Origin of the sequence: Bradyrhizobium lupini (assembly GCF_040939785.1) — a bacterium.
Taxonomy (GTDB): domain Bacteria; phylum Pseudomonadota; class Alphaproteobacteria; order Rhizobiales; family Xanthobacteraceae; genus Bradyrhizobium; species Bradyrhizobium canariense_D.
Window position 1 is genome coordinate 2,965,442 of record NZ_CP162553.1, and the last position, 25,783, is coordinate 2,991,224.

Annotated in this window: 30 protein-coding genes and 1 pseudogene; 20 read left to right on the plus strand and 11 right to left on the minus strand. The window is 64.3% G+C overall.

All coding sequences use genetic code 11. The features are described from left to right. Window positions 1–88 precede the first annotated feature (88 nt). Window positions 89–972 (plus strand): annotated as a pseudogene (locus AB3L03_RS14085) (LysR family transcriptional regulator). Window positions 973–977: 5 nt separating this feature from the next. Here the strand turns inward: AB3L03_RS14085 and AB3L03_RS14090 are convergent. Continuing rightward, the gene (locus tag AB3L03_RS14090) at window positions 978–1,397 is read right to left on the minus strand and encodes a PaaI family thioesterase (protein ID WP_018458472.1); all 420 of its coding nucleotides are present in this window, start codon (window positions 1,395–1,397) and stop codon (window positions 978–980) included. Between the two features lie 234 nt (window positions 1,398–1,631). After that, window positions 1,632–2,801, minus strand: coding sequence for a 4-hydroxybenzoate 3-monooxygenase (pobA, locus tag AB3L03_RS14095; protein WP_368508818.1), 1,170 nt, complete (start codon window positions 2,799–2,801; stop codon window positions 1,632–1,634). 214 nt (window positions 2,802–3,015) lie between these two features. Here pobA and AB3L03_RS14100 point away from each other — a divergent pair, with 214 nt between their 5' ends. From AB3L03_RS14100 to AB3L03_RS14150, 11 genes are all read left to right on the plus strand, one after another. After that, window positions 3,016–4,032, plus strand: coding sequence for a TRAP transporter substrate-binding protein (locus AB3L03_RS14100; RefSeq protein WP_018458470.1), 1,017 nt, complete (start codon window positions 3,016–3,018; stop codon window positions 4,030–4,032). 220 nt (window positions 4,033–4,252) lie between these two features. Further along, on the plus strand, window positions 4,253–4,762 hold the full coding sequence (locus AB3L03_RS14105) for a TRAP transporter small permease (protein ID WP_085351703.1): 510 nt from the start codon (window positions 4,253–4,255) through the stop codon (window positions 4,760–4,762). Window positions 4,763–4,764: 2 nt separating this feature from the next. Next, complete coding sequence (locus tag AB3L03_RS14110) at window positions 4,765–6,084, plus strand: TRAP transporter large permease (protein ID WP_018458468.1); 1,320 nt, start codon at window positions 4,765–4,767, stop codon at window positions 6,082–6,084. Between the two features lie 12 nt (window positions 6,085–6,096). After that, window positions 6,097–6,558, plus strand: a complete 462-nt coding sequence (locus tag AB3L03_RS14115) for a DUF3237 domain-containing protein (RefSeq protein WP_085361643.1) — start codon at window positions 6,097–6,099, stop codon at window positions 6,556–6,558. Window positions 6,559–6,599: 41 nt separating this feature from the next. Then, complete coding sequence (locus tag AB3L03_RS14120; protein ID WP_368508819.1) at window positions 6,600–6,788, plus strand: type II toxin-antitoxin system HicA family toxin; 189 nt, start codon at window positions 6,600–6,602, stop codon at window positions 6,786–6,788. A 5-nt stretch (window positions 6,789–6,793) separates the two neighbouring features. Continuing rightward, window positions 6,794–7,192, plus strand: coding sequence for a type II toxin-antitoxin system HicB family antitoxin (locus tag AB3L03_RS14125; RefSeq protein WP_085351700.1), 399 nt, complete (start codon window positions 6,794–6,796; stop codon window positions 7,190–7,192). Between the two features lie 147 nt (window positions 7,193–7,339). Continuing rightward, window positions 7,340–8,149, plus strand: a complete 810-nt coding sequence (locus AB3L03_RS14130; protein WP_085361644.1) for a crotonase/enoyl-CoA hydratase family protein — start codon at window positions 7,340–7,342, stop codon at window positions 8,147–8,149. Then, window positions 8,146–10,029: a feruloyl-CoA synthase gene (locus tag AB3L03_RS14135; protein ID WP_368508820.1), complete on the plus strand. Its 1,884-nt coding sequence runs from the start codon at window positions 8,146–8,148 to the stop codon at window positions 10,027–10,029. Before AB3L03_RS14130 ends, AB3L03_RS14135 begins: the two co-directional genes overlap by 4 nt. Window positions 10,030–10,055: 26 nt before the next feature. Further along, window positions 10,056–10,817, plus strand: a complete 762-nt coding sequence (locus AB3L03_RS14140) for an SDR family NAD(P)-dependent oxidoreductase (RefSeq protein WP_204513258.1) — start codon at window positions 10,056–10,058, stop codon at window positions 10,815–10,817. A gap of 10 nt (window positions 10,818–10,827) precedes the next feature. Then, on the plus strand, window positions 10,828–11,259 hold the full coding sequence (locus AB3L03_RS14145) for a thioesterase family protein (RefSeq protein ID WP_018458463.1): 432 nt from the start codon (window positions 10,828–10,830) through the stop codon (window positions 11,257–11,259). Window positions 11,260–11,337: 78 nt separating this feature from the next. Next, window positions 11,338–12,489, plus strand: coding sequence for an ABC transporter substrate-binding protein (locus tag AB3L03_RS14150; RefSeq protein ID WP_204513256.1), 1,152 nt, complete (start codon window positions 11,338–11,340; stop codon window positions 12,487–12,489). 177 nt (window positions 12,490–12,666) lie between these two features. On the opposite strand, the gene AB3L03_RS14155 is transcribed toward AB3L03_RS14150, so the two are convergent. Both AB3L03_RS14155 and AB3L03_RS14160 read right to left on the minus strand, forming a co-directional pair. Then, complete coding sequence (locus AB3L03_RS14155; RefSeq protein WP_204513255.1) at window positions 12,667–13,395, minus strand: glutathione S-transferase family protein; 729 nt, start codon at window positions 13,393–13,395, stop codon at window positions 12,667–12,669. Window positions 13,396–13,433: 38 nt separating this feature from the next. Continuing rightward, window positions 13,434–13,739 (minus strand): hypothetical protein, encoded by a 306-nt coding sequence (locus AB3L03_RS14160; protein WP_085351693.1) that lies wholly within the window; start codon window positions 13,737–13,739, stop codon window positions 13,434–13,436. A gap of 112 nt (window positions 13,740–13,851) precedes the next feature. Here AB3L03_RS14160 and AB3L03_RS14165 point away from each other — a divergent pair, with 112 nt between their 5' ends. Next, window positions 13,852–14,550: a YafY family protein gene (locus AB3L03_RS14165; protein WP_007599649.1), complete on the plus strand. Its 699-nt coding sequence runs from the start codon at window positions 13,852–13,854 to the stop codon at window positions 14,548–14,550. 2 nt (window positions 14,551–14,552) lie between these two features. Then, window positions 14,553–14,882, plus strand: a complete 330-nt coding sequence (locus tag AB3L03_RS14170) for a YkgJ family cysteine cluster protein (RefSeq protein ID WP_018458459.1) — start codon at window positions 14,553–14,555, stop codon at window positions 14,880–14,882. Window positions 14,883–14,955: 73 nt separating this feature from the next. On the opposite strand, the gene AB3L03_RS14175 is transcribed toward AB3L03_RS14170, so the two are convergent. Then, on the minus strand, window positions 14,956–15,354 hold the full coding sequence (locus AB3L03_RS14175) for a hypothetical protein (protein WP_007599645.1): 399 nt from the start codon (window positions 15,352–15,354) through the stop codon (window positions 14,956–14,958). A gap of 309 nt (window positions 15,355–15,663) precedes the next feature. Beyond that, window positions 15,664–16,011 carry a DUF3307 domain-containing protein gene (locus AB3L03_RS14180; protein WP_018458457.1) on the minus strand — a complete coding sequence of 116 codons (348 nt, stop codon included), beginning with the start codon at window positions 16,009–16,011 and terminating at the stop codon, window positions 15,664–15,666. A 401-nt stretch (window positions 16,012–16,412) separates the two neighbouring features. Between AB3L03_RS14180 and AB3L03_RS14185 the strand changes: the two genes are divergently transcribed. The 4 genes from AB3L03_RS14185 (at window position 16,413) to AB3L03_RS14200 (ending at window position 20,234) form a co-directional block, all read left to right on the plus strand. Continuing rightward, window positions 16,413–17,858: a TAXI family TRAP transporter solute-binding subunit gene (locus AB3L03_RS14185; RefSeq protein WP_368508821.1), complete on the plus strand. Its 1,446-nt coding sequence runs from the start codon at window positions 16,413–16,415 to the stop codon at window positions 17,856–17,858. Window positions 17,859–17,980: 122 nt separating this feature from the next. Beyond that, complete coding sequence (locus AB3L03_RS14190) at window positions 17,981–18,199, plus strand: hypothetical protein (protein ID WP_018459453.1); 219 nt, start codon at window positions 17,981–17,983, stop codon at window positions 18,197–18,199. 108 nt (window positions 18,200–18,307) lie between these two features. Further along, window positions 18,308–19,417 carry a cyclic nucleotide-gated ion channel gene (locus AB3L03_RS14195; protein ID WP_026233815.1) on the plus strand — a complete coding sequence of 370 codons (1,110 nt, stop codon included), beginning with the start codon at window positions 18,308–18,310 and terminating at the stop codon, window positions 19,415–19,417. A 31-nt stretch (window positions 19,418–19,448) separates the two neighbouring features. Continuing rightward, on the plus strand, window positions 19,449–20,234 hold the full coding sequence (locus AB3L03_RS14200) for an enoyl-CoA hydratase/isomerase family protein (RefSeq protein ID WP_368508822.1): 786 nt from the start codon (window positions 19,449–19,451) through the stop codon (window positions 20,232–20,234). On the opposite strand, the gene AB3L03_RS14205 is transcribed toward AB3L03_RS14200, so the two are convergent. Next, on the minus strand, window positions 20,235–20,669 hold the full coding sequence (locus AB3L03_RS14205) for a DUF6157 family protein (RefSeq protein ID WP_018459450.1): 435 nt from the start codon (window positions 20,667–20,669) through the stop codon (window positions 20,235–20,237). A 17-nt stretch (window positions 20,670–20,686) separates the two neighbouring features. Further along, the gene (locus AB3L03_RS14210) at window positions 20,687–21,331 is read right to left on the minus strand and encodes a glutathione S-transferase family protein (RefSeq protein ID WP_026233814.1); all 645 of its coding nucleotides are present in this window, start codon (window positions 21,329–21,331) and stop codon (window positions 20,687–20,689) included. A gap of 81 nt (window positions 21,332–21,412) precedes the next feature. Here AB3L03_RS14210 and AB3L03_RS14215 point away from each other — a divergent pair, with 81 nt between their 5' ends. Then, on the plus strand, window positions 21,413–22,432 hold the full coding sequence (locus AB3L03_RS14215; protein WP_085361649.1) for a YafY family protein: 1,020 nt from the start codon (window positions 21,413–21,415) through the stop codon (window positions 22,430–22,432). A gap of 99 nt (window positions 22,433–22,531) precedes the next feature. Then, window positions 22,532–22,765 carry a hypothetical protein gene (locus tag AB3L03_RS14220; RefSeq protein WP_018459448.1) on the plus strand — a complete coding sequence of 78 codons (234 nt, stop codon included), beginning with the start codon at window positions 22,532–22,534 and terminating at the stop codon, window positions 22,763–22,765. A 68-nt stretch (window positions 22,766–22,833) separates the two neighbouring features. Here AB3L03_RS14220 and AB3L03_RS14225 read toward each other — a convergent pair whose 3' ends face one another. The 3 genes from AB3L03_RS14225 to AB3L03_RS14235 all read right to left on the minus strand — a co-directional run bounded on the left by AB3L03_RS14225 (window position 22,834) and on the right by AB3L03_RS14235 (window position 25,771). Beyond that, window positions 22,834–23,781, minus strand: coding sequence for a fatty acid desaturase (locus tag AB3L03_RS14225; RefSeq protein ID WP_018459447.1), 948 nt, complete (start codon window positions 23,779–23,781; stop codon window positions 22,834–22,836). A 15-nt stretch (window positions 23,782–23,796) separates the two neighbouring features. Next, window positions 23,797–24,813, minus strand: a complete 1,017-nt coding sequence (locus AB3L03_RS14230; RefSeq protein WP_018459446.1) for an alpha/beta fold hydrolase — start codon at window positions 24,811–24,813, stop codon at window positions 23,797–23,799. Window positions 24,814–24,967: 154 nt separating this feature from the next. Beyond that, the gene (locus tag AB3L03_RS14235) at window positions 24,968–25,771 is read right to left on the minus strand and encodes a hypothetical protein (protein ID WP_018459445.1); all 804 of its coding nucleotides are present in this window, start codon (window positions 25,769–25,771) and stop codon (window positions 24,968–24,970) included. Window positions 25,772–25,783 lie beyond the last annotated feature (12 nt).

The following is a 25,783-nucleotide window of genomic DNA, read 5'->3' on the forward strand; positions in this document are numbered from 1 at the left end:
TCGACTTCGCGATCTAAAGTGGACTTTTCGCAGGCTAAAACAATCGTCCCGCTTGACACTTCATCATTGCGGTATAGGCAATAATGCCATGGATCGCCTCGAAGCCATGCATGTTTTCGTCACCGTCGCCGACCTGCGCGGCTTCGCGCCGGCGGCGCGAAAACTGCGGCTGTCGCCCTCCGCGGTGACGCGGCTGATCGCGGCGCTGGAGGAGCATCTCGGCGCGCGGCTGTTGCAGCGGACCACCCGTCAAGTGACCCTGACCGACGTCGGCACGCGCTATCTGGAGCGCGTGCGTCGCATCCTGGCCGATGTCGAGGAGGCCGACGGCTCTGCACGGGAGGAGCGCAACCGGCCGAGCGGGCGGCTGGTGGTGTCGGCGCCGGTCGGCTTCGGCCGGCTCCATGTCGGGCCTGTCATGATCGCCTACCTCAAGCGCTATCCCGAGGTCGCTTGCGAATTGCGGCTGTCGGACAATCTGGTCAATCTCGTGGAAGATGCCGTCGACGTCGCGGTGCGGATCGGCCATCTCGCCGACCCTCTCTCGTCGCGCGCCAGGTCGGCGAGATGCGGCGGATCGTGGTGGCGACACCTGGCTATCTCAAGCGCCATGGCGAGCCGAAGACGCCGGAGGCATTGCTCGGGCACCAGACCATCGCCTTCGGTCCATCCGCGAACTGGCGCTTCGTGCAGGACGGCCGCGACATCGAGGTGGCGCCGAATCCACGCTTCGCCAGCAACAGCGCCGACGCCGCCCTGCAATATGCCGAGGCGGGCGGCGGCGTGACCCGGGTGCTGGCCTATCAGGCTGCCGAGGGCCTGCGGCGCGGGCGGCTCAGAATCGTGTTGGCGAAATACGAGCAGCCGGCGTTGCCGATCCACATCGTCTACCCGACCTCGCGCCTGCTCTCCGCCAAGGTGCGCGCCTTCGTCGATCTCGTGGTGGAGACCGCGGAGTGGAAATTCGGGTGACGCCCTCACCCCTTCTTCGGCACGACGCGAAAGGTGCCGCTGGCGCGGGCGATCACGGCGCCGTCGGCCTTCGCGAGGCACTGCGCGAAACAGATCGTGCTGCCGGTCTTGATCGCCTCACCCTCGACCGCGAGCCATTGGCCGATCTCGCCGGCGCCGACATAGTCGACCGACAGCGAGATCGTGACCAACGAGGTCGTCCAGCCCGTCGCCTGCGCGCAGCTGTAGCCCATGGCGGCATCGGCCAGCGCCGCGATCAGGCCGCCATGGATCAGCCCGCGCGCGTTGGTGTGCGGTTTCGCCAGCCGCAATCCCACGGTGACGCCGTTGTCGGTCTTCCTGGAGTAAAGCGGCTCCCAGGGATCGGTGAGCGGGGCTTTGCGAAAGTGCGGCTCGAAGCCGGCGGGAATGTCGGTGCTGGTCATGTCCGTCTCGCGTTGGTGGCTCCCGCCATTGAACGCGGCAGACGGGACAGATGCACCACCTACAAAGTTTTAAACGGAATTTGCGCGGGTGTTTGAAAGGAGTGGCGCCGTCGCCCCGCTATCCCTGTCATCACCCGCGAAAGCGGGTGATCCAGTATTCCAGAGACGGTGACGTGATACGGAGAGGCCGCGGCGTACTGGATGCCCCGCTTTCGCGGGGCATGACGGCGCGCCCTAAAACGGCAGCCCCACGTAATTCTCCGACAGCGAGGTCATCGCGGCCTGCGACTGCGTGACATAGTCGAGTTCGGCGAGCTGGATGCGCGCGCCGATGGTGCCGGTGTCGGGGAATTTGTGCAGCATCGAGGTCATCCACCAGGAGAAGCGCACGGCCTTCCAGACCCGCGCCAGCGCCTTCGCCGAATAGGCATCAATGCCGGCGCTGGATTTTTCGTCGTAGAACTCGCGAAACGCACTCGACAGATAATGCGCGTCGCTCGCGGCCAGGTTCAGCCCCTTGGCGCCGGTCGGCGGCACGATATGGGCGGCGTCACCGCACAGGAACATCCTGCCGAAGCGCATCGGCTCGGCGACGAAGCTGCGCAGCGGCGCAATGCTCTTCTCGATCGAGGGGCCCGTGACCAGGGTGTCGGCGGCGTCCTGGTCGAGCCGGCGCTTGAGCTCGTCCCAGAAACGGTCGTCCGGCCATTGGTCGACGTGGTCGTCGAGCGCGCACTGCACATAGTAACGGCTGCGCCTGGTCGAACGCATGGTGCAGAGCGCAAAGCCACGGGCGTGGTTGGAATAGATCAGCTCGTGGCTGACCGGCGGCGTCTCGGAGAGGATGCCGAGCCAGCCGAACGGATAGATGCGCTCGAACTCCTCGATGGCCGAAGCCGGAACGCTGGCGCGGCTGACGCCGTGAAACCCGTCGCAACCGGCGATGAAATCGCAATCGATGGTGTGGGTGACGCCATCTTTCACGTAGGTTACGCGCGGGTGACCGCCGTCGAAATCCTGCGGCTGCACGTCCTTGGCCTCGTAGACCGAGGTGAGGCCGGCGGCCGTGCGCGCATTCATCAGATCGAGCGTGACCTCGGTCTGGCCGTAAATCATGACCGTCTTGCCGGTCGCAGCCTTCATGTCGATGCGGTGGCGGCGCCCCGAGAAGGTGAGTTCGATCCCTTCATGCACCAGCCCTTCGGCATGCGCCCGTGCGCCGGCGCCGATCTGGTCGAGCAGCGCAACTGTTCCCTCCTCCAGCAGTCCGGCACGGATGCGGCCGAGCACATAGTCCTGGCTCTGCCGCTCCAGAATGACATTGTCGATGCCATAATGATGCAGCAGTTGCCCAAGCAACAATCCTGCCGGCCCTGCCCCGATGATTGCGACTTTTGTCCGCAATACTTGCTCCTCCCGATCTTGTAGGCTTTCGTCGTGGCTCGCTTGTCGCGGCCGTCCGCGCACGATAATTATATCATATAACGGTTGGGCAAAAGGGAGTGCGCGGCGGCACGTCGCGCCAGTTCCGGCTTGAACGCGCCGGCCAACTAGATAACATGTTAATTAACGAGACCGGGCCATCGAAGCCCGCCGTCAAAAGAGGGAGAGACGCGTGATGAGAAAAGCCTGTCTGGCGTTGCTGCTGGCAGCAAGCGTGAGCCCTGCGTTCGCGCAGGACAAGACCTTCGATTTGAAGATCTCGCACTGGGTGCCGGCCTCGCATCCGCTGCAGAAATCGCTGGAGGACTGGGCTGCCGCGGTCGAGAAGGATTCCGGCGGCACCATCAAGGGCAAGGTGTTTCCGGCCCAGCAGATGGGCAAGGCGTTCGATCATTATGACATGGCGCGCGACGGCATCGCCGACGTCACCTATGTCAATCCCGGCTACCAGCCCGGCCGTTTCCCGATCATCGGCGCCGGCGAATTGCCATTCCTGATCTCGGATGCCAAGGGCGGCTCGATGGGGCTCGACGCCTGGTACCGCAAATACGCCGAGAAGGAGATGAAGGACGTCAAATACTGCCTCGCCTTCGTCCACTCGCCCTCCTCCTTCCATTCCCGCACCAAGAAGATCGTGATGCCGGAGGACGTGAAGGGCCTGAAGATCCGCCCCGCCCACGCCACCATGGCGAACTTCGTCACCTCGCTCGGCGGCACCAATGTGCAATCCTCCGCGCCCGAAGTGCGCGACATCATCGAGCGCGGCGTCGCCGATGGCGTCACCTTCCCCTGGGGCTCGCTGGTGCTGTTCGGCATCGACAAGGTGACCAAATACGACATGGAGGCGCCGCTCTACACCACGACCTTCGTGTTCGTCATGAACAAGGACAAGTACAATGCGATGTCCGACAAGCAGAAGGCCGCGATCGACAAGAATTGCACGGTCGAAATGGCAGGCGTGGTCGGCGAGCACTGGGGCAAGTTCGAGGATGCCGGCATCGACAAGGTCAAGGCGGAGTCCGGTCACGAGGTCTACAAGCTGACGCCCGAGCAGACCGCGGCCTGGAAGAAGGCCGCCGAGCCGCTGGTGAAGACCTGGAGTGACGGCGCGAAGAAGACCGGCGTGGATCCGGACGCGGCGCTTAGCGAGCTGAAGGCCTCGCTGAAGAAGTACAACGCGCTGGCGGAGTGAAGCTGCGACGCGATCGGCCTCTCCTCCCCTCTCTCCGTCTTTACGGGGAGAGGGGTGGGGTGAGGGGCCGCTTCCGCAAGATAGAGTGAGAGATGGACTCGTGGAGAGTCCCCTCACCCGACCGCATCTACGATGCGATGCGGCCTCTCTCCGCACGCGGGGAGAGGCGAGGAGCAGCAGCCGAGTCGAGAACGAGAATGACATCACCTAGGACACTCCCATGAAGCGCGCCTGGATGGATCGCGTGATCGATTCGATCGAGTGGATCGCAGCCGGCTTCGTCGGCATCGTCGCGCTCGACATCTTCCTCTCGGTGTTGCTGCGCAACACGCTGAACTATGCGATCCCCGATAGTTTCGACATCGGCCGCATGCTGCTCGGCATCCTCATCTTCTGGGGCATCGCCGCGACCTCCTATCGCGGCACCCACATCACTGTCGACCTCGTCTGGGGCAATGTCGGGCCGCGCTACCAGCGCTGGATCGACGTGTTCGCGACCCTGGTGCTGCTGTTCGTCGTGACGGTGCAGACCTGGACGCTGTTCGACAAGGTCCGCGGCACCTACAACGACAACGTCCAAACCTTCGACATGCACATGCCGACCTGGCCGTTCTTCGCGATCGCCTGGATCGGCGACGTCTCCGCCGTGCTGCTGATCGCGATCCGCACCTACCGGTTGATCTTCCATCCCGAAGAGATGCACGACCCCAAGCTGAAGGCGACGGAGTAATCATGAGCACCGATGCCGTCGCCGTTATCGGCTTCGTTTCCCTGTTCGCGTTGATGCTGCTGCGCGTGCCCGTCGGCATGGCCATGGGCCTCGTCGGCGTCTCCGGCTTCTCCTATCTCGTTGGCGCCACGCCGGCGCTGAAGCTGGTCGGCCAGACCTCGATGCGCACGGTGACCGACTACACCTTCGGCGTCATTCCGATGTTTTTGCTGATGGGCTCCTTCGTCAGCAATTCCGGCATGAGCCGCGAACTGTTCCGCGCCGCCAACGGCTTTGTCGGCCATTTGCGCGGCGGACTCGGCATCGCCACCGTCGGCGCCTGCGGCGGCTTTGCCGCGATCTGCGGCTCCTCGGTCGCGACCGCCGCGACCTTCTCCGCGGTCGCTTACCCCGAGATGCGCCGCTTCGGCTATCCGCAGTCGTTTGCCACCGGCGTGATCGCGGCCGGCGGCACGCTGGGTGCGATGCTGCCGCCCTCCACCGTGCTCGCCGTCTACGGCATCATCACCGAGCAGGACATCGGCAAGCTGTTCATCGCCGGCATCATCCCGGGCATCCTGGCGATGACCATGTACATGATCACGATCTTCCTGATCGGTTATTTCCGGCCCGACTTCCTGCCCAAGGGCAAGGAGCTGCCGTGGCGCGAGCGCTTCGCCGGCCTGAAGGACATCTGGGCGCCGGTGCTGCTGTTCGTGTTCGTGATCGGCGGCCTTTACGGCCTGCCCTATTTGCCGCGCTTCACGCCGACGGAAGCGGGCGGCGTCGGCGCCGCCGGCGCCTTCATCATCGGCGTGGCGACCGGCCGGCTCGACCGCGAGAAGATTCTGGCGTCGCTGCTCCAGGCGACGCGCACGGCCGCCGCCGTGTTCACCGTGCTGATCGGCGCCTTGATCTTCGGCTATTTCCTCACGGTGACGCAGACCCCGCAAAAGGTGACGGAATTCCTCACCGGCCTCGGTCTCGGCCCCTACGGCGTGCTGGCGCTGATCATGGTGATGTATCTCGTGCTCGGCTGCCTGATGGACGCCATGGCGATGATCATCCTCACCGTGCCGATCATCTTCCCCGTGATCATGCATCTCGGTTTCGACCCGATCTGGTTCGGCGTCATCATCGTCATGACGGTCGAGCTCGGCCTGATCCATCCGCCGGTGGGCATGAACGTCTTTGTCATCAAGAGCGTGGTGAAGGACGTTTCCTTCTCCACCATCTTCAAGGGCGTGATTCCGTTCGTGGCGACAGACCTGGTGCGCCTGGTGATCCTGATCGCCTTCCCGCTGCTGGCGACGTGGTTGCCGACGCGGATGATGGCGCATTGAGGAGGTGAAGCGATGACCACGCCGTCGCTGGAAACCAGATACGTCTTTACCGTCACCGCACGCATCGGCGACGTCGTCACCGCCGGCGAGACCGGTATCGGCATTCGCCGCATCATCCCGATCGTCGGCGGCGAGGTGACGGGTGCGATCACCGGCAAGGTGCTGCCGTTCGGCGCGGACTTCCAGACCATCCGCCCGAATGAGCTGATTGATCTCGAAGCGAAGTACGCGTTCCAAACCGATGACGGCGCCACCGTCTATGTCGAGAACAAGGGCATGCGCTTCGGCCCGGTCGAGCTGTTGCAAAAGCTCAAGCGCGGCGAGCCGGTGGATCCCAAACTGATCTATTTCCGCACCGTGCCGAAGTTCGAGACCGGGCATGAGAAATACCGCTGGCTGATGCAGCACATTTTTGTCGGTTCAGCAGCCCGGCATGCGGACCGCGTCGTGATCGACGTGCATCAGGTGATGTGAGTTCATTGACGAGCACGGGCAAATGTGTATAAATACACATCATGAATGACCGGGAAATTATCTCGGTCCTTCAAAGAGATGGCTGGGTCCAAGTGGCTCAGAAGGGCAGCCACGTCCAGTTCAAGCACCCCGCGAAGCAGGGCCGGGTCACGGTCCCTCATCCGAAGCGGGACGTCCCTCTCGGAACACTGAAGAGTATTGAAAAGCAATCCGGCCTGAAGCTGAGGTAAGCGCCATGCGCCACTACATTGGTCTTATCCATAAGGACGCCGACAGCGATTTCGGCGTGTCGTTTCCCGATCTGCCCGGCCTCGTGACCGCAGGAACCACGCTCGACGAGGCACGCGACATGGCCGAGGAAGCGCTGGCGCTTCACCTCGAGGGGATGGCGGAGGACGGCGAACCGATCCCAGAGCCTTCCTCACTCGAAGATATCATGTCCAAGCCCGAGAACCGCTCGGGCGTCGCCATTCTGGTCTCGATGAAGGACGATCTGCCGAAGGTCGTGCGCGTCAATGTCACCTTGCCGGGTGATGTCCTGGAGCAAATTGACAAATACGCCGAGGCCCACGGCTACACGCGATCGGGCCTGCTTGCTCAGGCCGCGAAGAAGCTGATGACCGACGCAGCCTGAGGCGCTCCACGTATTGCGCCGAATGCGGCGCCCAATTGGCTGACGTTTTCCCGTTTCGAAGGAGGCTTCGAAGCGCAACGGCGGGACTTCCCTTGTTGACTCCCCCTGAATTCGTTATACAACATAACTATTCTGACAAGGACGCAAATGACACAGGGAAACGCCGAGACCGCTGACGCGGGCGCCTCCGGGCTTTTGAAGATCGAGCGGGCGGACCGGGTTTTGACCGTCGGCCTCAATCGGCCGGCCAAGCGCAATGCGCTCAACGACGGCATCATCCTGGAGATCGGCGAGTGTTTTGCGGCCCTGCCCGAGGATATCGGCGCCGTCGTCATCCACGGCATCGGCGACCATTTTTCCAGCGGTCTCGACCTCTCCGAACTGACCGACCATGATGCCAGTGGCGGCCTTCTCCATTCCCAGATGTGGCACCGGGTGTTCGACCGCATCCAGTACAGCCGCGTGCCTGTGATCGCCGCGCTCAGGGGCGCCGTGATCGGAGGCGGGCTGGAGCTCGCCTGCGCGGCGCATATCCGTGTCGCCGAACCCTCGACCTATTTCGCGCTGCCGGAGGGGCAGCGCGGCATCTTCGTCGGTGGCGGCGGTTCGGTGCGCCTGCCGCGCCTGATCGGCGTCGCCAGGATGATGGACATGATGCTGACCGGCCGCGTCTATTCCGCGACCGAAGGCACCTCCTACGGCTTTGCGCAATATGTCACGGAAGCCGGCAACGGGCTCGGCAAGGCGATGGAGCTTGCGACCAAGGTCGCCTCCAACGCGCCGCTGACCAACTTCGCCGTGCTCCAGGCGCTGCCGATGATCGCGGAGGCCAATCCGCAGACCGGCCTGTTGATGGAATCGCTGATGGCGACGGTGGCGCAGAGCGACAAAGAGGCAAAACGCAGGATCCGCGAGTTCCTCGAACACAAGACCGCAAAGGTGAAGCCGAAATCATGAGCGCGCAGCCGTCCTCTTCCAGCATGGAGCGCGGCGCGAGCACTTCCCCGCTGCGGCCCATTTCGTTCGGCGATCCCGTCGTCAATATCGAGCGGCGCGACGACGGCACGATTTATCTGCGGCCCAAACAGCCGCTCGGCGATTATCCGGCCCGCATCACCGACCGCCTGCATCACTGGGCGAGCGCGACGCCCGATCGCGTCTTCATGGCCGAGCGCGAAGGTGGCCGCGGCTGGCGCAAGATCAGCTACGCCGAGCTGCTCGCCGCGAGCCGGCACATCGCCTCAGGGCTCATTGCGCGCGGGCTGTCGGCGGAGCGGCCGGTCGTCATCCTCTCCGGCAATTCGATCGACCACGCATTGCTCGCGTTCGGCGCGTTCTATGCCGGCATTCCGTTCTGCCCGGTGTCGCCCGCCTATTCGCTGGTATCGAAGGATTACGGCAAGCTCTCCTACCTGATGAAGCTGCTGACGCCCGGCCTCGTCTTTGCCGAGGACGCCGAAAAGTTCGCCGACGCGCTCGCGGCCAACGTCTCGCTCGGCACCGACATCGCCGCGTCCTACGGTCGCGTGCCGGGCCGCGACGTCACCTTGCTCGCCGACCTCATGGCAACGCCGATCCGCGGCGATCTGGACGAGGTCCACGGCAAGATCGGCCCCGACACCATCGCGAAATTCCTGCTGACCTCGGGCTCGACCGGCAACCCCAAGGCGGTCATCAACACCCAGCGCATGATCTGCGCCAACCAGGTGATGCTGCGCGAGACGCTCGCCTTCCTCAAGGACGAGCCGCCCGTCATCATCGACTGGCTGCCCTGGAATCACACTTTTGGCGGCAACCACAACATCGGGCTGACGCTTTACAATGGCGGCTCGATGTATCTCGACGCCGGCAAGCCGGTGCCGGGAGGCATCGAGGAGACCGTGCGCAATCTCCAGGAGATTTCGCCGACGGTCTATTTCAACGTGCCCAAGGGCTACGAGTCGCTGCTGCCTTATCTGCGCGACGACCAAGGGCTGCGCGCAAAATTCTTCGACCGGCTGCACGCGATGTTCTTCTCGGGCGCGGCCCTGTCGCCGTTCGTCTGGAACAGCCTCGACGAGCTCGCGGTGAAGGAAAAAGGCTACCGCGTACCGATGCTGACCGGCCTCGGTGCAACCGAGACCGCGCCGTTCTTCATGTCGGTCAACCCGCGCACCAGCCGCTCCGGCCATGTCGGGCTTCCCGTATCCGGCAATGACGCCAAGCTGGTGCCGAACAACGGCAAGATGGAAGTTCGTTGCAAGGGGCCGAACGTGATGCCCGGCTACTGGCGCCAGCCCGACATCACCGCAAATTCGTTCGACGAAGAAGGCTTCTACAAGCTCGGCGATGCCCTCAAGCCCGTCGATCCCGATGATCTCAATGCCGGCTTCGATTTCGACGGCCGCATCGGTGAGGATTTCAAGCTCGGCAGCGGCACCTGGGTCAGCGTCGGCCCATTGCGCGCGCGCTTCGTCGCGGCTTGCGCGCCGCTGGTGCGCGACGTCGTCATCGCCGGCATCAACCGAGACGAGATCTCCGCGCTCGTCGTGCTCGATCTCGACGGCTGCCGGCTGATCAACCCGACGCTGCCGACCGACGATCTCGTCGTCGCGACCCGCGACCGGCTGGTGCGCGAGGCATTTCGCGAACGGCTGACCCGCTTTCTCAGCGCGGCCACGGGATCCTCGACGCGGATCACGCGCGCGATCCTCTTGGACACGCCACTCTCGATCGACAAGGGCGAGGTCACCGACAAGGGCTCGATCAACCAGCGCGCGGTGCTCGAGCATCGCAGCCTGCTGATCGAGGAGCTCTACGCTGCCAATCCATCGGACCGTGTGATATCGGTCGGGTAAGAAAACGTCGCACCAGGGAGAACGCCATGTTGTTGAAGGATCAGGCTGTCATCGTCACGGGCGGCGCGTCGGGACTGGGCGCGGCGACCGCGCGTAAGCTGGCGGCGCAGGGCGCCAGGGTCGCGGTGTGCGACCTCAATGCCAAGCTCGCCAAAACTGTCGCCGCCGAGATCAAGGGCGTGGCTGTGGCTTGCGACGTCTCCGATGCGGCTTCCGCTGAGGCTGCGATCGCCCAAGCGACCAAGTCCCATGGACCCGCGCGCGTGCTGGTCAATTGCGCCGGCATCGGCGTTGCCAAGCGCGTCGTCGGCCGCGACGGCCCGATGGCGCTCGCCGATTTCGACAAGGTGATCAAGGTCAATTTGATCGGCACCTTCAACATGCTCCGCCTTGCCGCGAACGAGATGTCCAAGCTCGAGCCGCAGGCAACCGGCGAGCGCGGCGTCATCATCAACACGGCATCCGTTGCCGCTTATGACGGCCAGATCGGGCAATCGGCCTATTCGGCCTCCAAGGGCGGCATCGTCGGCATGACGCTGCCGATCGCGCGCGAGCTGGCGCAGTTCGGCGTCCGCGTGCTGACGATCGCGCCCGGCCTGTTCCTCACGCCGCTGCTCGCCAACCTGCCGCAGGAAGCCCAGGACTCGCTCGCCGCCGCGATCCCGTTCCCGCGCCGGCTCGGCCACGCCGACGAGTTCGCGGCGCTCGCCCTGCACATGGTCGAGAATTCCTACCTCAACGGCGAAGTGGTGCGCCTCGACGGCTCGCTGCGCATGGCGCCGAAATAGGGCGCGGCATATGTTCGTGAACCGGCGCGACGTCCAGATCCAGTGGGGTGACTGCGACCCCGCCAACATCGTCTATTACCCGCGTTATTTCGCGATGTTCGACGATTCGACGTCGACCCTGTTCGAAGTCGCCGGCTTCTCCAAGCAGGACCTGGTCAAGAAATACGGCCTGGTGGGCATTCCCATGGTCGATACACGCGCCAAGTTCTACATCCCCTCGACTTATGGCGACTGGATCACCATCGAAACCAAGATCGAGAGCATCAAGCGCTCGAGCTTCGAGGTGAAGCACAGCGTCTTCAAGGGCGAGGCGCTGGCGATCGAGGGTTTCGAGACCCGTGTCCTGGTCGGGCGCGACCCCGTTAACCCCGACAAACTGAAATCGGCACCGTTTCCTGCGGAAATGGTAGCCAAATTCACGGGGAGCGAGGCCCGGAGCTAAATCGCCACATCACCAAAAGAGGGGGCTGAATTACCCCCCGATTTCTGCTTTCAAAGAAACACATAAAGGGAGGAATAGATGAAACGCTTTTACCTGACCGCCGCCGTCACCGCGGCTGCGCTTGCGCTGCCGGCCGTGCCCGCGCTGGCCCAGACCGCCGAGGTCACCATCGGCATCACCACCACCACGACCGGCCCGGGCGCAGCGCTGGGCATTCCCGAGCGCAATGCGCTGGAGTTCGTGCCGAAGGAGATCGGCGGCGTGCCGCTGAAGGTGATCGTACTCGACGACGGCGGCGATCCGACCACCGCGACCACCAACGCCCGCCGCTTCGTGACCGAATCCAAGGCCGACATCATCATGGGCTCGGCGCTGACGCCGCCGACCATCGCGGTGTCCAACGTCGCCAACGAAGCCGGCATCCCGCATTTCGGCCTGGCGCCGTTCCCGATTACGCCGGAGCGCATGAAGTGGTCGGTGGCGATGCCGCAGCCGATCCCGATCGTGGGCAAGGTGCTGTACGACCACATGAAGTCGAAGGGTGTGAAGACCGTCGGTTATATCGGCTATTCCGACTCCTATGGCGACCTCTGGTTCAACGATTTGAAGGCGCAGGCCGTGCCGATGGGCATAACCATCGCCGACGAGGAGCGCTTCGCTCGCCCCGACACGTCGGTGACCGGACAGGTGCTGAAGCTCGTGGCGGCGAATCCCGATGCCATTCTGGTCGGCGCTTCCGGCACCGCGGCCGCGCTGCCGCAGACCGAGCTACGCGAGCGTGGCTATCAGGGCCTGATCTACCAGACCCATGGCGCCGCCAGTATGGACTTCATCCGCATCGCCGGCAAAGCTGCGGAAGGCGTGCTGATGGCCTCTGGTCCCGTCATGGATCCCGAGGACCAGCCGGACGAAGCCGCCACCAAGAAGCCGGGCCTCGCGCTCAACTCGGCCTATGAAGCCAAGTACGGCCCGAACAGCCGCAGCCAGTTCGCCGGTCACTCTTACGACGCCTTCGAGATTCTCAAGCGCATCATCCCGGCGGCACTCAAGACGGCGAAGCCAGGCACGCCGGAATTCCGCGAGGCGATTCGCCAGGCGCTGCTGTCGGAGAAGGAGCTTGCGGCGAGCCAAGGCGTCTACAATTTCACCGAAAAGGATCGCTACGGCCTCGACGAGCGCTCGCGCATCCTGCTCACGGTGAAGAACGGCAAGTACACGCTGGTGAAATAGACGCAGCGGCAGGATTGAGACGACGAAAGCCGGCCCGATGGGCCGGCTCTTTTTGTTTGCAGCGAGCGTAATGCCGGATCGCGTTTGAACAACAGCACCGCTCTCTGAGTTCCCTCCTCCCTTGTGGGGGAGGGGACACACCTTTCTCGGGGCGCTAGATGAGTCTCATTCCAGGCCTCAAGCCGCCTGCCGCAGCGGGGTCCAGGCGAACTCCGAATAGTAACTGTCCATCATCCGGTCGACATAAGCGGTGAGGTTCGGAAATCCTTCGGCGCGACGGCGCAGTGCGGATTCGAAGAACGGCGTCAGGATCCCGGCGAGTGCACCGAAGGCGGTGGCATCGACGCCGCAGGGCTTGTTGCCCATCAGATAGGACTTGTCGCCGAGCTGCACCGAGAGCGCAAACAGCGAGCGCACGGCGAGATCGACGTCGTCATCGGGCGCGTGGCGGCCGAGTCCGGAGAGCAGGTAGTTCTCGGCGACACGGAATTGCGCGTCCTCGCGCAACTTCTCGCGATTGTGCTCCGGCGCGCCGTCGAAGAAATGCGCAGGCCCCTTGGCGAAGTTGACCGGATCGACCCAGCGCGCCCCGACCAGCGCAAAATAAACGTGATGCTCGATCATGCGTTCGAATGCCCAGGCCTGCGCGCGCTCGACGAGCGACAGACCGGCGTCGAAATCGAAGCCGTAGCGGCGCTCGATATGGGCGCGGATGAAAGTGGAATCGGCCACCGCCTCGCCGCCATCGTCGATGAAGGGCAGCTGCCCCTTGGGTGATGCGGGTGGCATCGCCCGCTCCTTCCGGTAGGGCAATCCCGCCATCTTGAGCTGCACCTCCGTCTTGGTGACGAAGGGGCTGATTTCCGGCAGGCCGAAGCCGGCGCCAAAGCCGTAAAGCGTGATCATGAAGGCTCTCCTGAAACGACCGAAAGAGTTGAGGGAACTTAACCGCGGGCTGCTGCCACCATGGTGGCAGCAGCCGTGATATCTTCTGCGAAACGGGCCCCCCGCCAGGCGCGGGCCATGACATGACGGACCAGCGCGTCCGCGGCCTGGACCAGGAAGCGAGCCACCATGGTCGCGAGCGCAAGGCGGAGGTCGAGGACCATGAGATCAAGGGATACGAGGCGGCCGAACGCCCATGCGTACCAAGCTCGGGCTTGCAAAGTCGGGACTCGCAAAGGCTGGACCTGTAAAGGCGGGGTCCGCCACAGCGCAGCGGCCGGGCCGAAATGAGTTGGAATGATCATGGACAAATCCTCTTCAGTCGACGTGTTGTCCCGGTATAGAACTCCCCTGCTGCCAACATCCTGTCAGCAGCCACGCGCCGCCTTCTGAAAAACCACCGACAAGAGATCCGTCATGAGACGCGCCGACCGGCTGTTTCAAATCATCCAGGTGCTGAGGCGCACGCGTAAGCCGCTGACGGCGGACGCTATCGCGGCCGAGCTCGAGACCTCGAAGCGCACAATCTATCGCGACATCGCCACGCTGATCGGCCAGCGCGTGCCGATCCGTGGTGAAGCCGGCATGGGCTACATCCTGGAAAAGGGTTTTGACCTGCCGCCTTTGATGCTGACACCCGACGAAATCGAGGCGGCGGTGCTGGGCGCGCAATGGGTCGCCGGCCATGCCGATCCCGCGCTGGCGCGTGCGGCTGAAGATCTGATGGCCAAGATCGCCGACACTGTCCCTGAGCGCCTGCGTCCGTTCGTGCTGGAGCCGGCAAGCCGGGCCCGGCCGAGCTGGAACAGGGAGCCGGACCGCCTGGACATGGCTCGCACGCGCACCCAGATCCACGAAGGCAAGAAGATCATGCTGCGCTATCGCGACGAGCAGGGCCGCGCCAGCGAGCGCATGATCTGGCCGATTTCGATCGGCTATCTCGAAGCCGTGCGCCTGCTCGCGGCCTGGTGCGAGCTGCGCGGCGACTTCCGCAGCTTCCGCACCGACCGCGTGGTCGACGCGAGCTATCCCGACGAGAGATATCCTGAAAGGCGCGACGTGCTGCGCGCGAAATGGCGCCAGAGCCTGGTCTGGGGCCCGCCAAAGGACACGTGACGATGGATGAGAACGCCCCCATCGACCTGTCGAGCTGTTGCCAGAGTTGCGGCGCCTGCTGCGGCTATTCGGCGAACTGGCCGCGCTTCTCGATCGAGAGCGACGAGGAGCTTGCCGCGATTCCCGAAGCGCTCGTCAACGACCGTCAGTCCGGCATGCGCTGCGAAGGCGATCGCTGTTCGGCGTTGCAGGGGAACATTGGAAAAGCGACCGCGTGCGGCATCTATGCAGTGCGGCCGGACGTGTGCCGCACCTGCATGCCGGGCGATGCCGAATGCGCGATGGCGCGACGGAAATTCGGGCTGCCGGTGATAGAGGCCGCCGGCGCATGATCCGGAAAAGTGTGCAGCGGTTTTCCGCCGAGATCATACGCCAATAGAGAGCTAGAGCGCGATCGATCGTGCTTTAGGCCGGGACGGCTTCGCTGATCTCGTCGTCGATCTCGTCGTCCAGCGGCGCGAGCACCGAGAGCGGCTTGGTCGACAGCGTGATCGGCTTGCGGCCACCCGACAGCGACGGCGAGGATTTCGCCGCGCCTTCGCGCGCAAGCGCGTAGAGCGTCGAACCGACACGGCCGCCGTTCTCGATCAGGTCGCGCTCGTTACAGCTGCCAGCGATCGCGACCGCCAGCGAGTGCAGATGGCTGCGGCGATAGCAGAACAGCGCCAGCCTGGCGCGCGCGTCAGGGGAAACACTTTCAACCAGCCTCGGCAGGCCACTCTCGCTGGCGCGGTACATCTCGCCAAGGAGTTCGTCGCGGACCGGGCACGAATCGCCTTCAAAGGTATCGCGGCTTGAAAACATTGCAGTTCTCCCTCGTCTGGGAAGATGCAGTGCAATTCTCTAATGAAAGGTTAACCACGCTGCCCGGTAGTCACCCGGGGGTCCTTTGCGCGTGGGCCGCGAATCAATGGGCTGGGCGGGGATCCAGCCGCGCTATCTGAGCCGATGAGTCAGGCGCGAACGCCTCCACCGCGTCATGGCCGGGCTTGTCCCGGCCATCCACGGAAAGCCGAGAGGCGCGAAGATCGTGGATGCCCGGGACAAGCCCGGGCATGACGACCTCTTGTGGATGCCGATGGACGACCACCTACGCGCCGAGGCCGCCAGCGGTCAGTTCGCCGCCATGAAGATGGAGAGGCCGAAGCCAGTCAGATGGTGCAGGGCCTGGTCGACACCGATCAGGGTCCAGAACCAGGGATGCGCAAGATCGACACCGAAATTGGCTGAGACGAGGCCCTTGGCGCGGTCGATCGTGATGTGGATGACGAAGTCGATCAGCGCCACAAACCAGAATTTGGGCGCCACGATCAGGATCAGCGGCAGCGCAACCGCAAGGTGAACCAGGCAGTGCACCAGGAGCGGCAGGGCCCAACCGTGCTTCTGGTCCTTGCCGTGCGCCATCCAGGCGGTCTGGAGGACGAAATCGGCGATGATGTGCTTGAACGTCAGCAGCAACATCCAACCAATGAGGGCTTCGACCGGAACCGCCGATGACAGGGGTGGAAACGACAAGGCGCCCTCGTTGACGTGACAAGAAGAATTGGAGCGTTCAGCGCAATCTCTTCCTGGACCGGTCAAATCGCCGGGACTTGCGATTTATGACACCTCCCGCGGCGGAATGCAGCCGGGGGGAACCGGAAAATCGCCAACTGTGGCTAACTGGTGATAGGATGACCAATCGCCGGGGCCGAGTTGAGTAAGGTTACCTTCGGCTCGGAATTTGCATTCCGCGGCCTGCGCGCTACCATCGCCAGTAGAGAATATCGTTCTTTTTTCAGACGTTTACGAATTGCAGGGCGACCGCAGCGATCACATCCGCAAGCCGCCCGCCACCGGAAGCATAAGGCCAGAGTGCTGCCATGAGTACTGAGGGCCCGACCTCATCGCCGATCGAGCCACCGCCCCGGCGACCCAAGGTGATCAAGACCAACCAGCAGCAGGTCTTCCTCTACGTCGTGCTGACCCTGCTGTTGTCGCTTGCCACCGTCTGGGCCGGCCGCATGCTGGTGCACAATTCGGAGACGCTGACCTTTGCGGTCGGCGCCCCCAACAGCGACGAGGCGCTGTTCGCAGCCAAGCTCGCCGCCGTCCTGAAGAACAACGCCTCGCGCTTCCGGATCAAGATCGTCAACAACGCCGACAACGCCAAGGCGATCGCCCAGTTCGATCGCAAGCAGGCCGACCTCGCGGTGCTGCGCACCGACGCCAAGGTGCCGCTGCGGGCACGCACGCTCGCGATCCTCGAGCACGATATCGTGCTGCTGCTCGGGCCCGGAAACAAGAAGATCAAGTCGCTCGCCGAGCTGAAGAAGAAGAAGGTCGCCGTCGTCGCCGACAACGACTCCGCGCTCGTCTTCGTCCGCGGTATCCTCGACGTTCCGGAGGGTGCGGACGCGGAGAGGATCCGGATGGCGCCACAGGGCGCTACGCTCGACAAGCTGTTCGCGCCGGCGAGCGGCTTTGGCGCAGTCGTCGCCATCGTCCACGCCTCGCGGGCGGTGCGGGACAAGGCGTATGAGCAGGTCGCCAGGCGCGGCGGCTTCACGCTGAACGCGATCGACGAGGCGAAAGCGCTGGCGCGCAAGATCCCCGGCATTTCCAGCGAGACGCTGACGGCGGGCACGCTGTCTGCATCGCCGGAAATTCCCGGCGACGATCTCGACACGATCGGGCTCGAATGGTTGCTGGTCGCCCAATCCAGGATGTCGCCGACGACGGCCGGGGAGCTCGCGCGCACCGTCTACGAGAACAAGTCCGCGCTCGGGCTCGACAGCGGCTTTGCCACTAGGATCGAGCCCGCCTCCGTCGAGAAGGACGCCTTCGTGATGGCGCATCAAGGGGCGGCCGACTACATCAACGACGACACCAAGTCGTTCATGGATAAGTACAGCGACCTGATGTATCTCGGCGCTGCCGCGCTCAGCGTCATCGGCTCGATCTTCGCCGCGATCTACGCCAAGATCACCCGGATCGCGCCGGAGAAGGCCAGCGAGCTGGCCACCGCCATCCTCGACATCGGCGAGCGGATCGAACATGCGCATTCGCTCGACCAGCTCGAATGTCTCCAGGACGAGCTGGAAGGCATTTTACGCGGCGCCGTCATCGGCCTCAGAGACGGCACGATCAGTACCGACGGGCTCGACACCTTCAAGCTCGGCTACGAATTCGTCCGCGACGAGATCGGCATGCGCCGCGACTATCTCAAGCGCCATGCGGGCGCGGGCGAGAAGGCCGCTCAGGATGTGGCCCCTTCCCAGCACGACGAGAGCAATGTCGTGGTGGTGAAGACAGCTCAGAGTGCCTGACCCATCAATTTGAGGACCTACGGCGACGCCTTGCCGGCACGTCTTCGAGCGACCGGGGGCCCTAGGCCGGGAACCGTCCCTGTCCACAACCGTTTGTTCTCGGATCAACCGGAGACCGCGCCATGCGTGCACTCCTCATCATCTTCCTGCTGGGAATGTTGGCCGCGGTTGGCTATTTCGTTTATTCCGCGATGGCGGTCGAGGGCGAGCCGATCCCGACGGAAGGCTACGTGGCGCTGGCGCTGGGGGCCGGTTTTTCCGTTCTTGTCGGCATCGGCTTGATGGTGCTGCTGTTCTTCAGCAGCCGTCGCGGCTACGACGAACCGCCGCATTTCAAGTAGCGGCGCGTGGTCCGGCGGACCGTCGTTGACGGCCTCGAGCCGGGCAGGCACTTTGGCAGCGAGGTTCCAGCCGGGGACCGCAAAGACGAAACTGAGCCGCCTGCCCGCATGTCCAAGCCGCTGATCTCCGCTCTGGCCCAGTTCGCGGCCGCCACGGCCGGCCGCAACATGACCAGGGCGGCCTATGTGGCCGTCGCCGTCGGCGTGCTTGCCATGGTGCTCCTGACGGTCAACCCGGCCTATGAGACGGCACATCGCTGGGTCGACGCCCTGCTTTGGACCTGTCTCGTGTACTTCGTATACGAATGGGTGGTCCGGCTGCGCCATATGACGCGACAGGGGCGCCTTGCACTCTACATGTCCTCCTCCGCCGGGCTGGTCGACGCGGTCGGTGCGTTGGCCGTGCCGGCCGCGCTGATTCTCGGGATCGAGCCCAGGACGGCGTGGCTGCTCAGCGTGCTCTGGGTGCTGAAGGTGGTGCCGGGCATTCCCGGCCTGCGGCAGCTCCGCCGCGTGCTGGTGCTGGAATCGGGGCCGCTGGTCAGCGTGCTCGTGATCTTCCTGATGGTGGTCTTCCTGGCCTCGGTTGCCGAATATTTCCTGGAGCGGGACGTGCAGCCGCAGACGTTCGGCAGCGTGCCGGCCGCGCTGTGGTGGGCCGTCGCAACCCTGACGACGACGGGCTATGGCGACGTGGTGCCGGTGACGCCGCTGGGCCGCATGGTGGCGGCGCTGGTGATGATCTCCGGCCTCGGTGTGTTCGGCCTCTGGACCGGTATTTTGGCGACCGGCTTTGCCGCGGAGACCCGGCGCGACAATTTCCTCAAGACCTGGGAATCCGTCAGCAAGGTGCCGTTCTTTGCAGCGCTTGGACCGGCCGCCATCGCCGACGTCACCCACATGCTGCGCACCATGGAGCTGCCGGCGCGCACCATGATCATCCGCAAGGGTGCGCAGGGCGACTGCATGTATTTCATCGCCGCCGGCGAGGTCGAGGTCGACCTGCCCGGCAAGAAGGTGCGGCTCGGCGATGGCGCCTTCTTCGGCGAGATGGCCTTGCTCGGCAACAATTTGCGCGGCGCCAACGTCTCGACCACCAAGGTGTCGCGGCTTCTTGTGCTCGACCTCGTCGACTTCCGCGTGCTGATGGCGCGGCATCCCGATCTCGCCGAGACCATCGATGCCGAGGCGAAGCGGCGCACGCTCGAAAACAAATAAATGGCGACAAGCAAAATAAATGGAGACAAGAATGTCGGACACAGCCGACGCAGCCACTGGCCCGGTGCTCGAACTCGTTGGCGCACGCGCCACCATCCGCCTCAACCGGCCCAAACATCTCAACCGGCTCCAGGCCGAGGATCTCGGCGAACTGGTCAAACTGTTCGACCGGGTCGAGGCCGATCCTGCTATCCGCGTGCTGGTGCTGACCGGCACGGGGCGCGCCTTCTCCGCCGGCTATGACCTCAATTCCGTTGCCGAGCGCGCGGTCAGTGCGAACGAGCAGCAGAGCGCGGGATCGGCGTTCGAGGTGGTCGTCAACCGGCTGGAGGATCTCGGCGTCCCCACGATCTGCCGGCTCAACGGCGGCGTCTATGGCGGCGCGACCGACCTCGCGCTTGCCTGCGACTTCCGCATCGGCGTCGATACCGCCGAGATGTTCATGCCCGCGGCACGGCTCGGGCTGCATTACTACAGCAGCGGCATCAAGCGTTACGTGACGCGGCTCGGCGTCGACAATGCAAAAAAACTGTTCCTGACCGCGCGAAAGATCAGCGCGCCGGAGATGCTGCGGATCGGCTATCTCACCGACATGGTGGCGTTGGAGTTTCTGGACGAGGAGGTCGACAGGCTCGCTGCGATCCTCGCCGGCAACGCGCCGCAGGCGATGCGCGGCATGAAGCGCGCCATCAACGAATTCGCCCGCGGCGAATTGGACGCGCAAGCCGCCGATCAGCGTCACCGCGACAGCATGCGCGGCGACGAGATCAAGGAAGGCATCAAGGCGTTCGCGGAGAAGCGACCGCCGAAATTCTGATCAAGCCCGCTTCGACCGCATCGCGCGCACCTGCGTGAGCCTGGGATCGCGGGCAAGCGCCTTGTAGTGTTTGCTCTCGATGGGATAGATCGCGATCCGGCCCTTGCTATCGGCATGAACGCCCCAGCCGAAGCGCTTGCCCAGGCTCGACGCCCTCATGCACGCCTGCCCTCGGGAGAAGAACGCTTCGCGGGCCGCCTGCTTCTCCGTTTTCGTCGCCTTCACGGCGAGTTCGCGTCCCGACGCAGAGGTCGCGAAGATCACGTCGTCGGACGTGTATTTGTAAGGCGCCTTGGCGATCATCCCGTATTGCAGGCACGCCACCGTCGGCTTTCCCGCGCGCAGCGGCGGCTCTTCGCCGGTACGCGCAGGACAATCTTCAGCAACCTGGATGAAGGTGTTGAAGCAGTTGGTCGTGTGCACCGGCTTCGTCATCTGCAACCCCGGTTCATTCAACCGCCAGCCGCCGCAGCATGCTGCGCCGCCATCTCAGCGTCCGCTGCGTTGATGCGCTGGAACGCGGGCCGCGAGGTCATGCGTTCGGCATAGCGGACGAACACGTCCTTTTTCGGCACAATGCCGAACATCATGGTCCAGCTGAACGCGACGCCCCACAGCACGTCGGCGCCCGTCATGCGCTCGCCGAGCAGATACGGGCCCTTCGACAGCTGCGCCTCGAGCGCGCCGAGCATGATGTCATAGTCGGCATACGGCGATTGCGTGATCGGTGCCGGCTCGCGCTGCATGAACTTGTCGATCAGGGCCGGCTCGAACGAGGCGCCGTAATAGGCGATCCAGCGCAGATACGGGCCGCGCAGCGGATCGTTCAGCGCGGGTGTCAGCCCCGCCTGCGGAAACAAATCGGCTAGATAGATGGTGATCGCGACCTGCTCGGTCACCAGCGCGTTGCGGTGGTGAATCGCCGGCACCTTGCCGAGCGGGTTGATGGCGAGATAGGCCGGCTGGCGCTGCTCGCCGGCCTTCATGTTGAGGACACGAAGATCATAAGGCGCTCCCAGTTCCTCCAGCAGCACCCGCGTGCCGGTGGCCCGGGTTTGCGGCGAATAATACAGCGTGATGCGGTTCGGATCAGTCATGGCGGTCTCCATCTGCCGGCTGGCGATGGCGTTGTAGCGGACCATACCTGACATCCTGTGTCAGGTATGGTTTAAGGAATCATGCGCGCGAGCCGGATGCTGTCGATCCTCACCACCCTCCAGGCCAAGGGGCAGGTCACCGCGCCCGAGCTCGCGCAGGCCTGCGAAGTCTCGGTGCGCACGATCTACCGCGACATCGACGCGCTCGCGGCGTCCGGCGTCCCCGTCTATGCCGACCGCGGGGCGGAGGGCGGCTATCGCCTGCTCGACGGCTATCGCGTGCGGCTGAACGGTCTGTCGCAGAGCGAGGCGGAAGCGCTGTTTCTGGGGGGATTGCCGGGCCCAGCGGCGGCGTTCGGGCTGGATGCGGCGATGATCGCCGCACAGAACAAGCTGATGGCCGCGCTGCCCGCCAATTTGCGCGAAGACGCCGGACGGATGCAGGAGCGCTTTCACCTCGACGCGCCGGGCTGGTTCGGCGAGGCGGAAGAACCGAAGCATCTGCGCACGATCGCCGCCGCGACCCTGCGCGGGACACTGATCAAGATCCGCTACCAGAGCTGGCGCGCCGAGAAGCAGCGTCGCGTCGCGCCGCTCGGTCTCGTGCTGAAAGGGGGCAGCTGGTATCTCGCAGGTCTGGTCGACGGCAGCGTGCGGACCTATCGCGTCGCGCGCGTGCTCGACTGCACCGCGCTCGACGATCGGTGTGAGCGGCCCGCCGGTTTCGATCTCGCCGGCTATTGGCGGGATGCAACGCTGCGTCTTGAGGCCGAGATGCATCCCAATGTCGCGATCGTTCGGCTGTCGCCCTTCGGCGTGAAACTGCTCGATGCCCTGAGCCAGCCTTACGTCAGGGCGCGTACGCAGCTCGAAGAGACCGCGGATGCGGACGGCTGGCGCATTGCCAGAGTGCCGACCGGCAAGACGTCATGGCATGCCGCCGCCGAATTGTTGCGGCTCGGGCCCGAGGCCGAAGTGCTGGAGCCGGCCGACCTGCGCGAGAAGATGGCCGAGCTGACAGAGGCGATGGCTGTGCGCTATCGCGCGGCGCGGAAAACAGGACGGCGGCGCGACGCGCCGCGACCGACGAAACACTCCTGAAACACGATTCTCCCCGCGCTGCATGAACGCATTCGCGTTTCGGCTCGACCGAGATGCAGGGACACAACAACGGCCCTTACGCCAAACTGGAGAATGAAAATGTTTCGTAAGCTTGCACTTGGTCTGATCGCCGCCGGCTCGCTCGGCGTTGCCGCTCTCGCCCCCACCGCCGCGTCGGCCCACGGCTTCCACCATCACTGGGGTCACGGCTGGGGCTTTGGCGGGGTCTACGTCAACAGCGGCGTCAACAATTGCTATCAGGAGCGCGTCGTCCAGACCCGCCACGGCCTGCGCGTCCGCGTCGTGAACGTCTGCGCATACGGGATCTACTGATATCCCGCATTCACGACAAAGCCCCGATCGCACCGCGATCGGGGCTTTGCGCGTCGATTTTTCTTCCGCTAGCCGGCCTGTCTATGTCGCCGAAACCAGGCCCAGGTCTCGCGCGTCGTCCGGATGTAGCCGCGGCCACGATGGACGATTTCGCCGTCGACGATCCCGTTCAGCTTCGGCAGTGCGTGGAACGGGATCGAGGGATAGGCGTGATGCTCGACATGGTAGGGCATGTTCCACGCGATCCATTTGACGATCGCGCCGGTGTAGGTGGTGCGGGTGTTCTGGAATGCGCTGCGGGTACGCTCGCAGCCGGTGTGCTCGGCGTAGAGATAGGGACGCAGGAAGAACTGCCCAATGATCAACGGCACGATCCAGACCCAGAGCAGCAGCGCCGACGAGAACCACAACGACAGCACGAGCAGCAGCGCATAGAGCGCGACATAGGCGCGCGCCTCGGTGACGATGATGGCGCGCCTGTTCTCGGGGATCCATGGCACGACGACCTTGCCGGTGACGGCATGGCCGAGCATCAGCCACAGGCGGCCGGCGACCTGAAGCACGCCGCTATAGGCGAGCGCGAGCTGCGTGTCGGATTTCGGCTTCACGCCGACGACGAGCTCCGGGTCCCTCTCGGGGTCTTGGGTGTAGCGGTGATGGTCCCAGTGAAACAGGCAATAATATTCGTAGGGCAAGCCGATGATGAAGCCCGAGAGATAGCCGACCACGAGGTTGAGACCGCGACTTTTGAACGCGGTCTTGTGCGCGGTCTCGTGCACGGCCATGAACAGGAAGGCGACGAGATAGCCCTGCACCGCCATCAGCGGCAACGCCCAAAGGATACCCCAGGTCGTCGAGACCCGCCAGATCAGCGCGCCGACCAGTACGACCATGCCGTAATGGCCGAGGCTCTGCACGGCGCCCCTGAGGTTGGACCGCACCGACAGTTCACGCAGCATCGCCGGCGCCAACGGCTTCAGCCGATGGCCGGAGTCTGAAACGGTTGCGTCGCTCATGATCGGATGCCTGCCCTACTTGCCGAGAAGCTCCGCGATCTCGGCCTTGATGAAGGCCCGATCGCGCGGATTGTTGATGGGGTTGCCGGCGCGATGGCCGTGCAGCGACGGGATCGGATGCAGCACCGCAGAGCGCGCATTGACCAGCCGGCCGAGTTCGTCCTCGTTGTCGCGGACGTCGAAATAGCGGTCGGTCGCACCGGGCATCAGCAGCATGTGGGCCGTGATCGCACCGAGCGCGCGATCGAAATCGCCGTTGAATGTGGCGCAGCGACTGATATCTCCGTTCTGCCAGATCCCGATCTGAGCCAGGAGATCGTTGGCATCGCGCCGGGCAAACGCCGCGTCCCATGTGCGGACGAGATAGTCGTCCAACGAGGTGAAGCCTGCTTCGCGCCAGATCTCGTCGCGATAGAAACCGTGCGACATCGCCCAACCCGCGTAGACTCGCCCCATGGCGCGATAGCCTGCGACGGGCTTCTCGGCGAAGCGGCCGTCACGGAAGGCGGGATCGGCGGTCAGCGCGGCCTTCACACTTTCCAGGAAGACGTAATTATAGGGCGCACAACGGGCACTGCCGCAGACGACGGCCGCCCGTTCGACCATATCGGGATGCAGCGCCGCCCAGTGATAGGCCTGCATGCCGCCCATCGACCAGCCATAGACCAAGGCTAGCTTCGAGATGCCGAACCGCTCGGTGAGCAGCCGATGCTGGACCGCGATGGCATCGTGATAGCTCACGATCGGGAACGGCGCGGCGGTATTCGACGGCGAGGACGACAGGCCGTTGCCGAACAGGTTCGGAATCACGATGAAGTAGCGCGTGGGGTCGAGCACGCCGTCGGGGCCGATCAGCCACTCGGTGTCGGTGTGCTGCGCGCTGAACGAGGTCGGATAGAGAATGACATTGTCCTTGTCCGGACCGAGCGTGCCGTAGGTCTTGTAGGCGAGCTTGAGCGAAGGGACGACGGCCCCGGACCGGAGCGTGACGTCGCCGGCCTCGAAGATCTCGTAGTCGCGCCCTGCCGTCATGGACCGAACTCCCGCTCACGCGGCGAGCGCGCCGCGGAAACAGCGATGCATCGATCATGCCGGTCCCGCAGACGCATCGTCGCGTAACGCTTAATAACTGTACTTATAGTCCATTTATTGTGGATCAGCAAGATAAATCCCGTCGCGAGCCGGCTCAGGCGATGGCGGCCAGGTAGCGCGCGACAGAGGCCGCGAAGGCGGCCTTGGCGCCTGCGGCGATGTTGCGGTCCCACCAGGCGCCGTAGATGCGATCGAAGGCCAGCGGCTCGACGGCAGCCGCAATCCGTCGCACTGCGGCGGCATTGAGTGGCATGTAGTTCGGATATGAGTACATGAAGCTGACGAAGCGGCGATCCATCGTGACCTGCGCGATATCGCCGGTGAGCAGCGCGCCCCTGCCGTCCGCACCCCTCGCATGGTGCAGCATGGTGGCGCCGGCGAAGTGACCACCGGTGCGCAGGAGCAGCACATCGTCGGAGATGCGATGGTTTTCGCCGGTCCAGTGCACGATCGACGCATGCGGACGCGTCACCCATTGGCGATCATCGGCGTGCAAATAGACCGGCACCCCGCCGAACGCCTCGCTCCAGTCGGCGAGCGCGCCATAGTAATGCGGATGCGAGATCGCGATCGCCTTCAACCCGCCGAGCGACCGCATATGCGCGATCGCCTCCGGCGTCGCCAGCGGTACGCAGTCCCACATCAGCCAGCCGTCCGCGAGCGGCACCAGCAGCGCCCGCTGGCCGATCGCAAAACTTGGCTCGAGCGCGATGCCGGTCAAGCCGAGATCGTCGCGCCAGGCCAGGCAGTGACGTTCCGAGAGCGCCTCGCGCGTGAGGAAAGTCTGGCCCTTCCAACCGACGTATTGCCGCTCGTCCTCGCAAATCTGACAGGCCGCGGGCGGATTTTCGCCATCCGGGAATTGCGCGCCGCAGGTTTCGCAGGTCCAGAGAGGCATGCCGTACTCCCA

What these genes read in the sequence shown, in the direction of transcription:
- AB3L03_RS14090 (WP_018458472.1), bottom strand. Translation starts at nt 1,397, where the DNA reads ATGACCAGCACCGACATTCCCGCCGGCTTCGAGCCGCACTTTCGCAAA.
- AB3L03_RS14230 (WP_018459446.1), bottom strand. Translation starts at nt 24,813, where the DNA reads ATGACGGCAGGGCGCGACTACGAGATCTTCGAGGCCGGCGACGTCACG.
- AB3L03_RS14135 (WP_368508820.1), top strand. Translation starts at nt 8,146, where the DNA reads ATGAGCGCGCAGCCGTCCTCTTCCAGCATGGAGCGCGGCGCGAGCACT.
- AB3L03_RS14235 (WP_018459445.1), bottom strand. Translation starts at nt 25,771, where the DNA reads ATGCCTCTCTGGACCTGCGAAACCTGCGGCGCGCAATTCCCGGATGGC.
- AB3L03_RS14205 (WP_018459450.1), bottom strand. Translation starts at nt 20,669, where the DNA reads ATGACGAAGCCGGTGCACACGACCAACTGCTTCAACACCTTCATCCAG.
- AB3L03_RS14110 (WP_018458468.1), top strand. Translation starts at nt 4,765, where the DNA reads ATGAGCACCGATGCCGTCGCCGTTATCGGCTTCGTTTCCCTGTTCGCG.
- AB3L03_RS14195 (WP_026233815.1), top strand. Translation starts at nt 18,308, where the DNA reads ATGTCCAAGCCGCTGATCTCCGCTCTGGCCCAGTTCGCGGCCGCCACG.
- AB3L03_RS14140 (WP_204513258.1), top strand. Translation starts at nt 10,056, where the DNA reads ATGTTGTTGAAGGATCAGGCTGTCATCGTCACGGGCGGCGCGTCGGGA.
- AB3L03_RS14130 (WP_085361644.1), top strand. Translation starts at nt 7,340, where the DNA reads ATGACACAGGGAAACGCCGAGACCGCTGACGCGGGCGCCTCCGGGCTT.
- AB3L03_RS14155 (WP_204513255.1), bottom strand. Translation starts at nt 13,395, where the DNA reads ATGATCACGCTTTACGGCTTTGGCGCCGGCTTCGGCCTGCCGGAAATC.
- AB3L03_RS14225 (WP_018459447.1), bottom strand. Translation starts at nt 23,781, where the DNA reads ATGAGCGACGCAACCGTTTCAGACTCCGGCCATCGGCTGAAGCCGTTG.
- AB3L03_RS14150 (WP_204513256.1), top strand. Translation starts at nt 11,338, where the DNA reads ATGAAACGCTTTTACCTGACCGCCGCCGTCACCGCGGCTGCGCTTGCG.
- AB3L03_RS14160 (WP_085351693.1), bottom strand. Translation starts at nt 13,739, where the DNA reads ATGATCATTCCAACTCATTTCGGCCCGGCCGCTGCGCTGTGGCGGACC.
- AB3L03_RS14185 (WP_368508821.1), top strand. Translation starts at nt 16,413, where the DNA reads ATGAGTACTGAGGGCCCGACCTCATCGCCGATCGAGCCACCGCCCCGG.
- AB3L03_RS14190 (WP_018459453.1), top strand. Translation starts at nt 17,981, where the DNA reads ATGCGTGCACTCCTCATCATCTTCCTGCTGGGAATGTTGGCCGCGGTT.
- AB3L03_RS14125 (WP_085351700.1), top strand. Translation starts at nt 6,794, where the DNA reads ATGCGCCACTACATTGGTCTTATCCATAAGGACGCCGACAGCGATTTC.
- AB3L03_RS14215 (WP_085361649.1), top strand. Translation starts at nt 21,413, where the DNA reads ATGCGCGCGAGCCGGATGCTGTCGATCCTCACCACCCTCCAGGCCAAG.
- AB3L03_RS14170 (WP_018458459.1), top strand. Translation starts at nt 14,553, where the DNA reads ATGGATGAGAACGCCCCCATCGACCTGTCGAGCTGTTGCCAGAGTTGC.
- AB3L03_RS14200 (WP_368508822.1), top strand. Translation starts at nt 19,449, where the DNA reads ATGTCGGACACAGCCGACGCAGCCACTGGCCCGGTGCTCGAACTCGTT.
- AB3L03_RS14165 (WP_007599649.1), top strand. Translation starts at nt 13,852, where the DNA reads ATGAGACGCGCCGACCGGCTGTTTCAAATCATCCAGGTGCTGAGGCGC.
- AB3L03_RS14220 (WP_018459448.1), top strand. Translation starts at nt 22,532, where the DNA reads ATGTTTCGTAAGCTTGCACTTGGTCTGATCGCCGCCGGCTCGCTCGGC.
- AB3L03_RS14120 (WP_368508819.1), top strand. Translation starts at nt 6,600, where the DNA reads ATGAATGACCGGGAAATTATCTCGGTCCTTCAAAGAGATGGCTGGGTC.
- AB3L03_RS14100 (WP_018458470.1), top strand. Translation starts at nt 3,016, where the DNA reads ATGAGAAAAGCCTGTCTGGCGTTGCTGCTGGCAGCAAGCGTGAGCCCT.
- AB3L03_RS14210 (WP_026233814.1), bottom strand. Translation starts at nt 21,331, where the DNA reads ATGACTGATCCGAACCGCATCACGCTGTATTATTCGCCGCAAACCCGG.
- AB3L03_RS14180 (WP_018458457.1), bottom strand. Translation starts at nt 16,011, where the DNA reads ATGTTGCTGCTGACGTTCAAGCACATCATCGCCGATTTCGTCCTCCAG.
- AB3L03_RS14175 (WP_007599645.1), bottom strand. Translation starts at nt 15,354, where the DNA reads ATGTTTTCAAGCCGCGATACCTTTGAAGGCGATTCGTGCCCGGTCCGC.
- AB3L03_RS14145 (WP_018458463.1), top strand. Translation starts at nt 10,828, where the DNA reads ATGTTCGTGAACCGGCGCGACGTCCAGATCCAGTGGGGTGACTGCGAC.
- AB3L03_RS14105 (WP_085351703.1), top strand. Translation starts at nt 4,253, where the DNA reads ATGAAGCGCGCCTGGATGGATCGCGTGATCGATTCGATCGAGTGGATC.
- AB3L03_RS14115 (WP_085361643.1), top strand. Translation starts at nt 6,097, where the DNA reads ATGACCACGCCGTCGCTGGAAACCAGATACGTCTTTACCGTCACCGCA.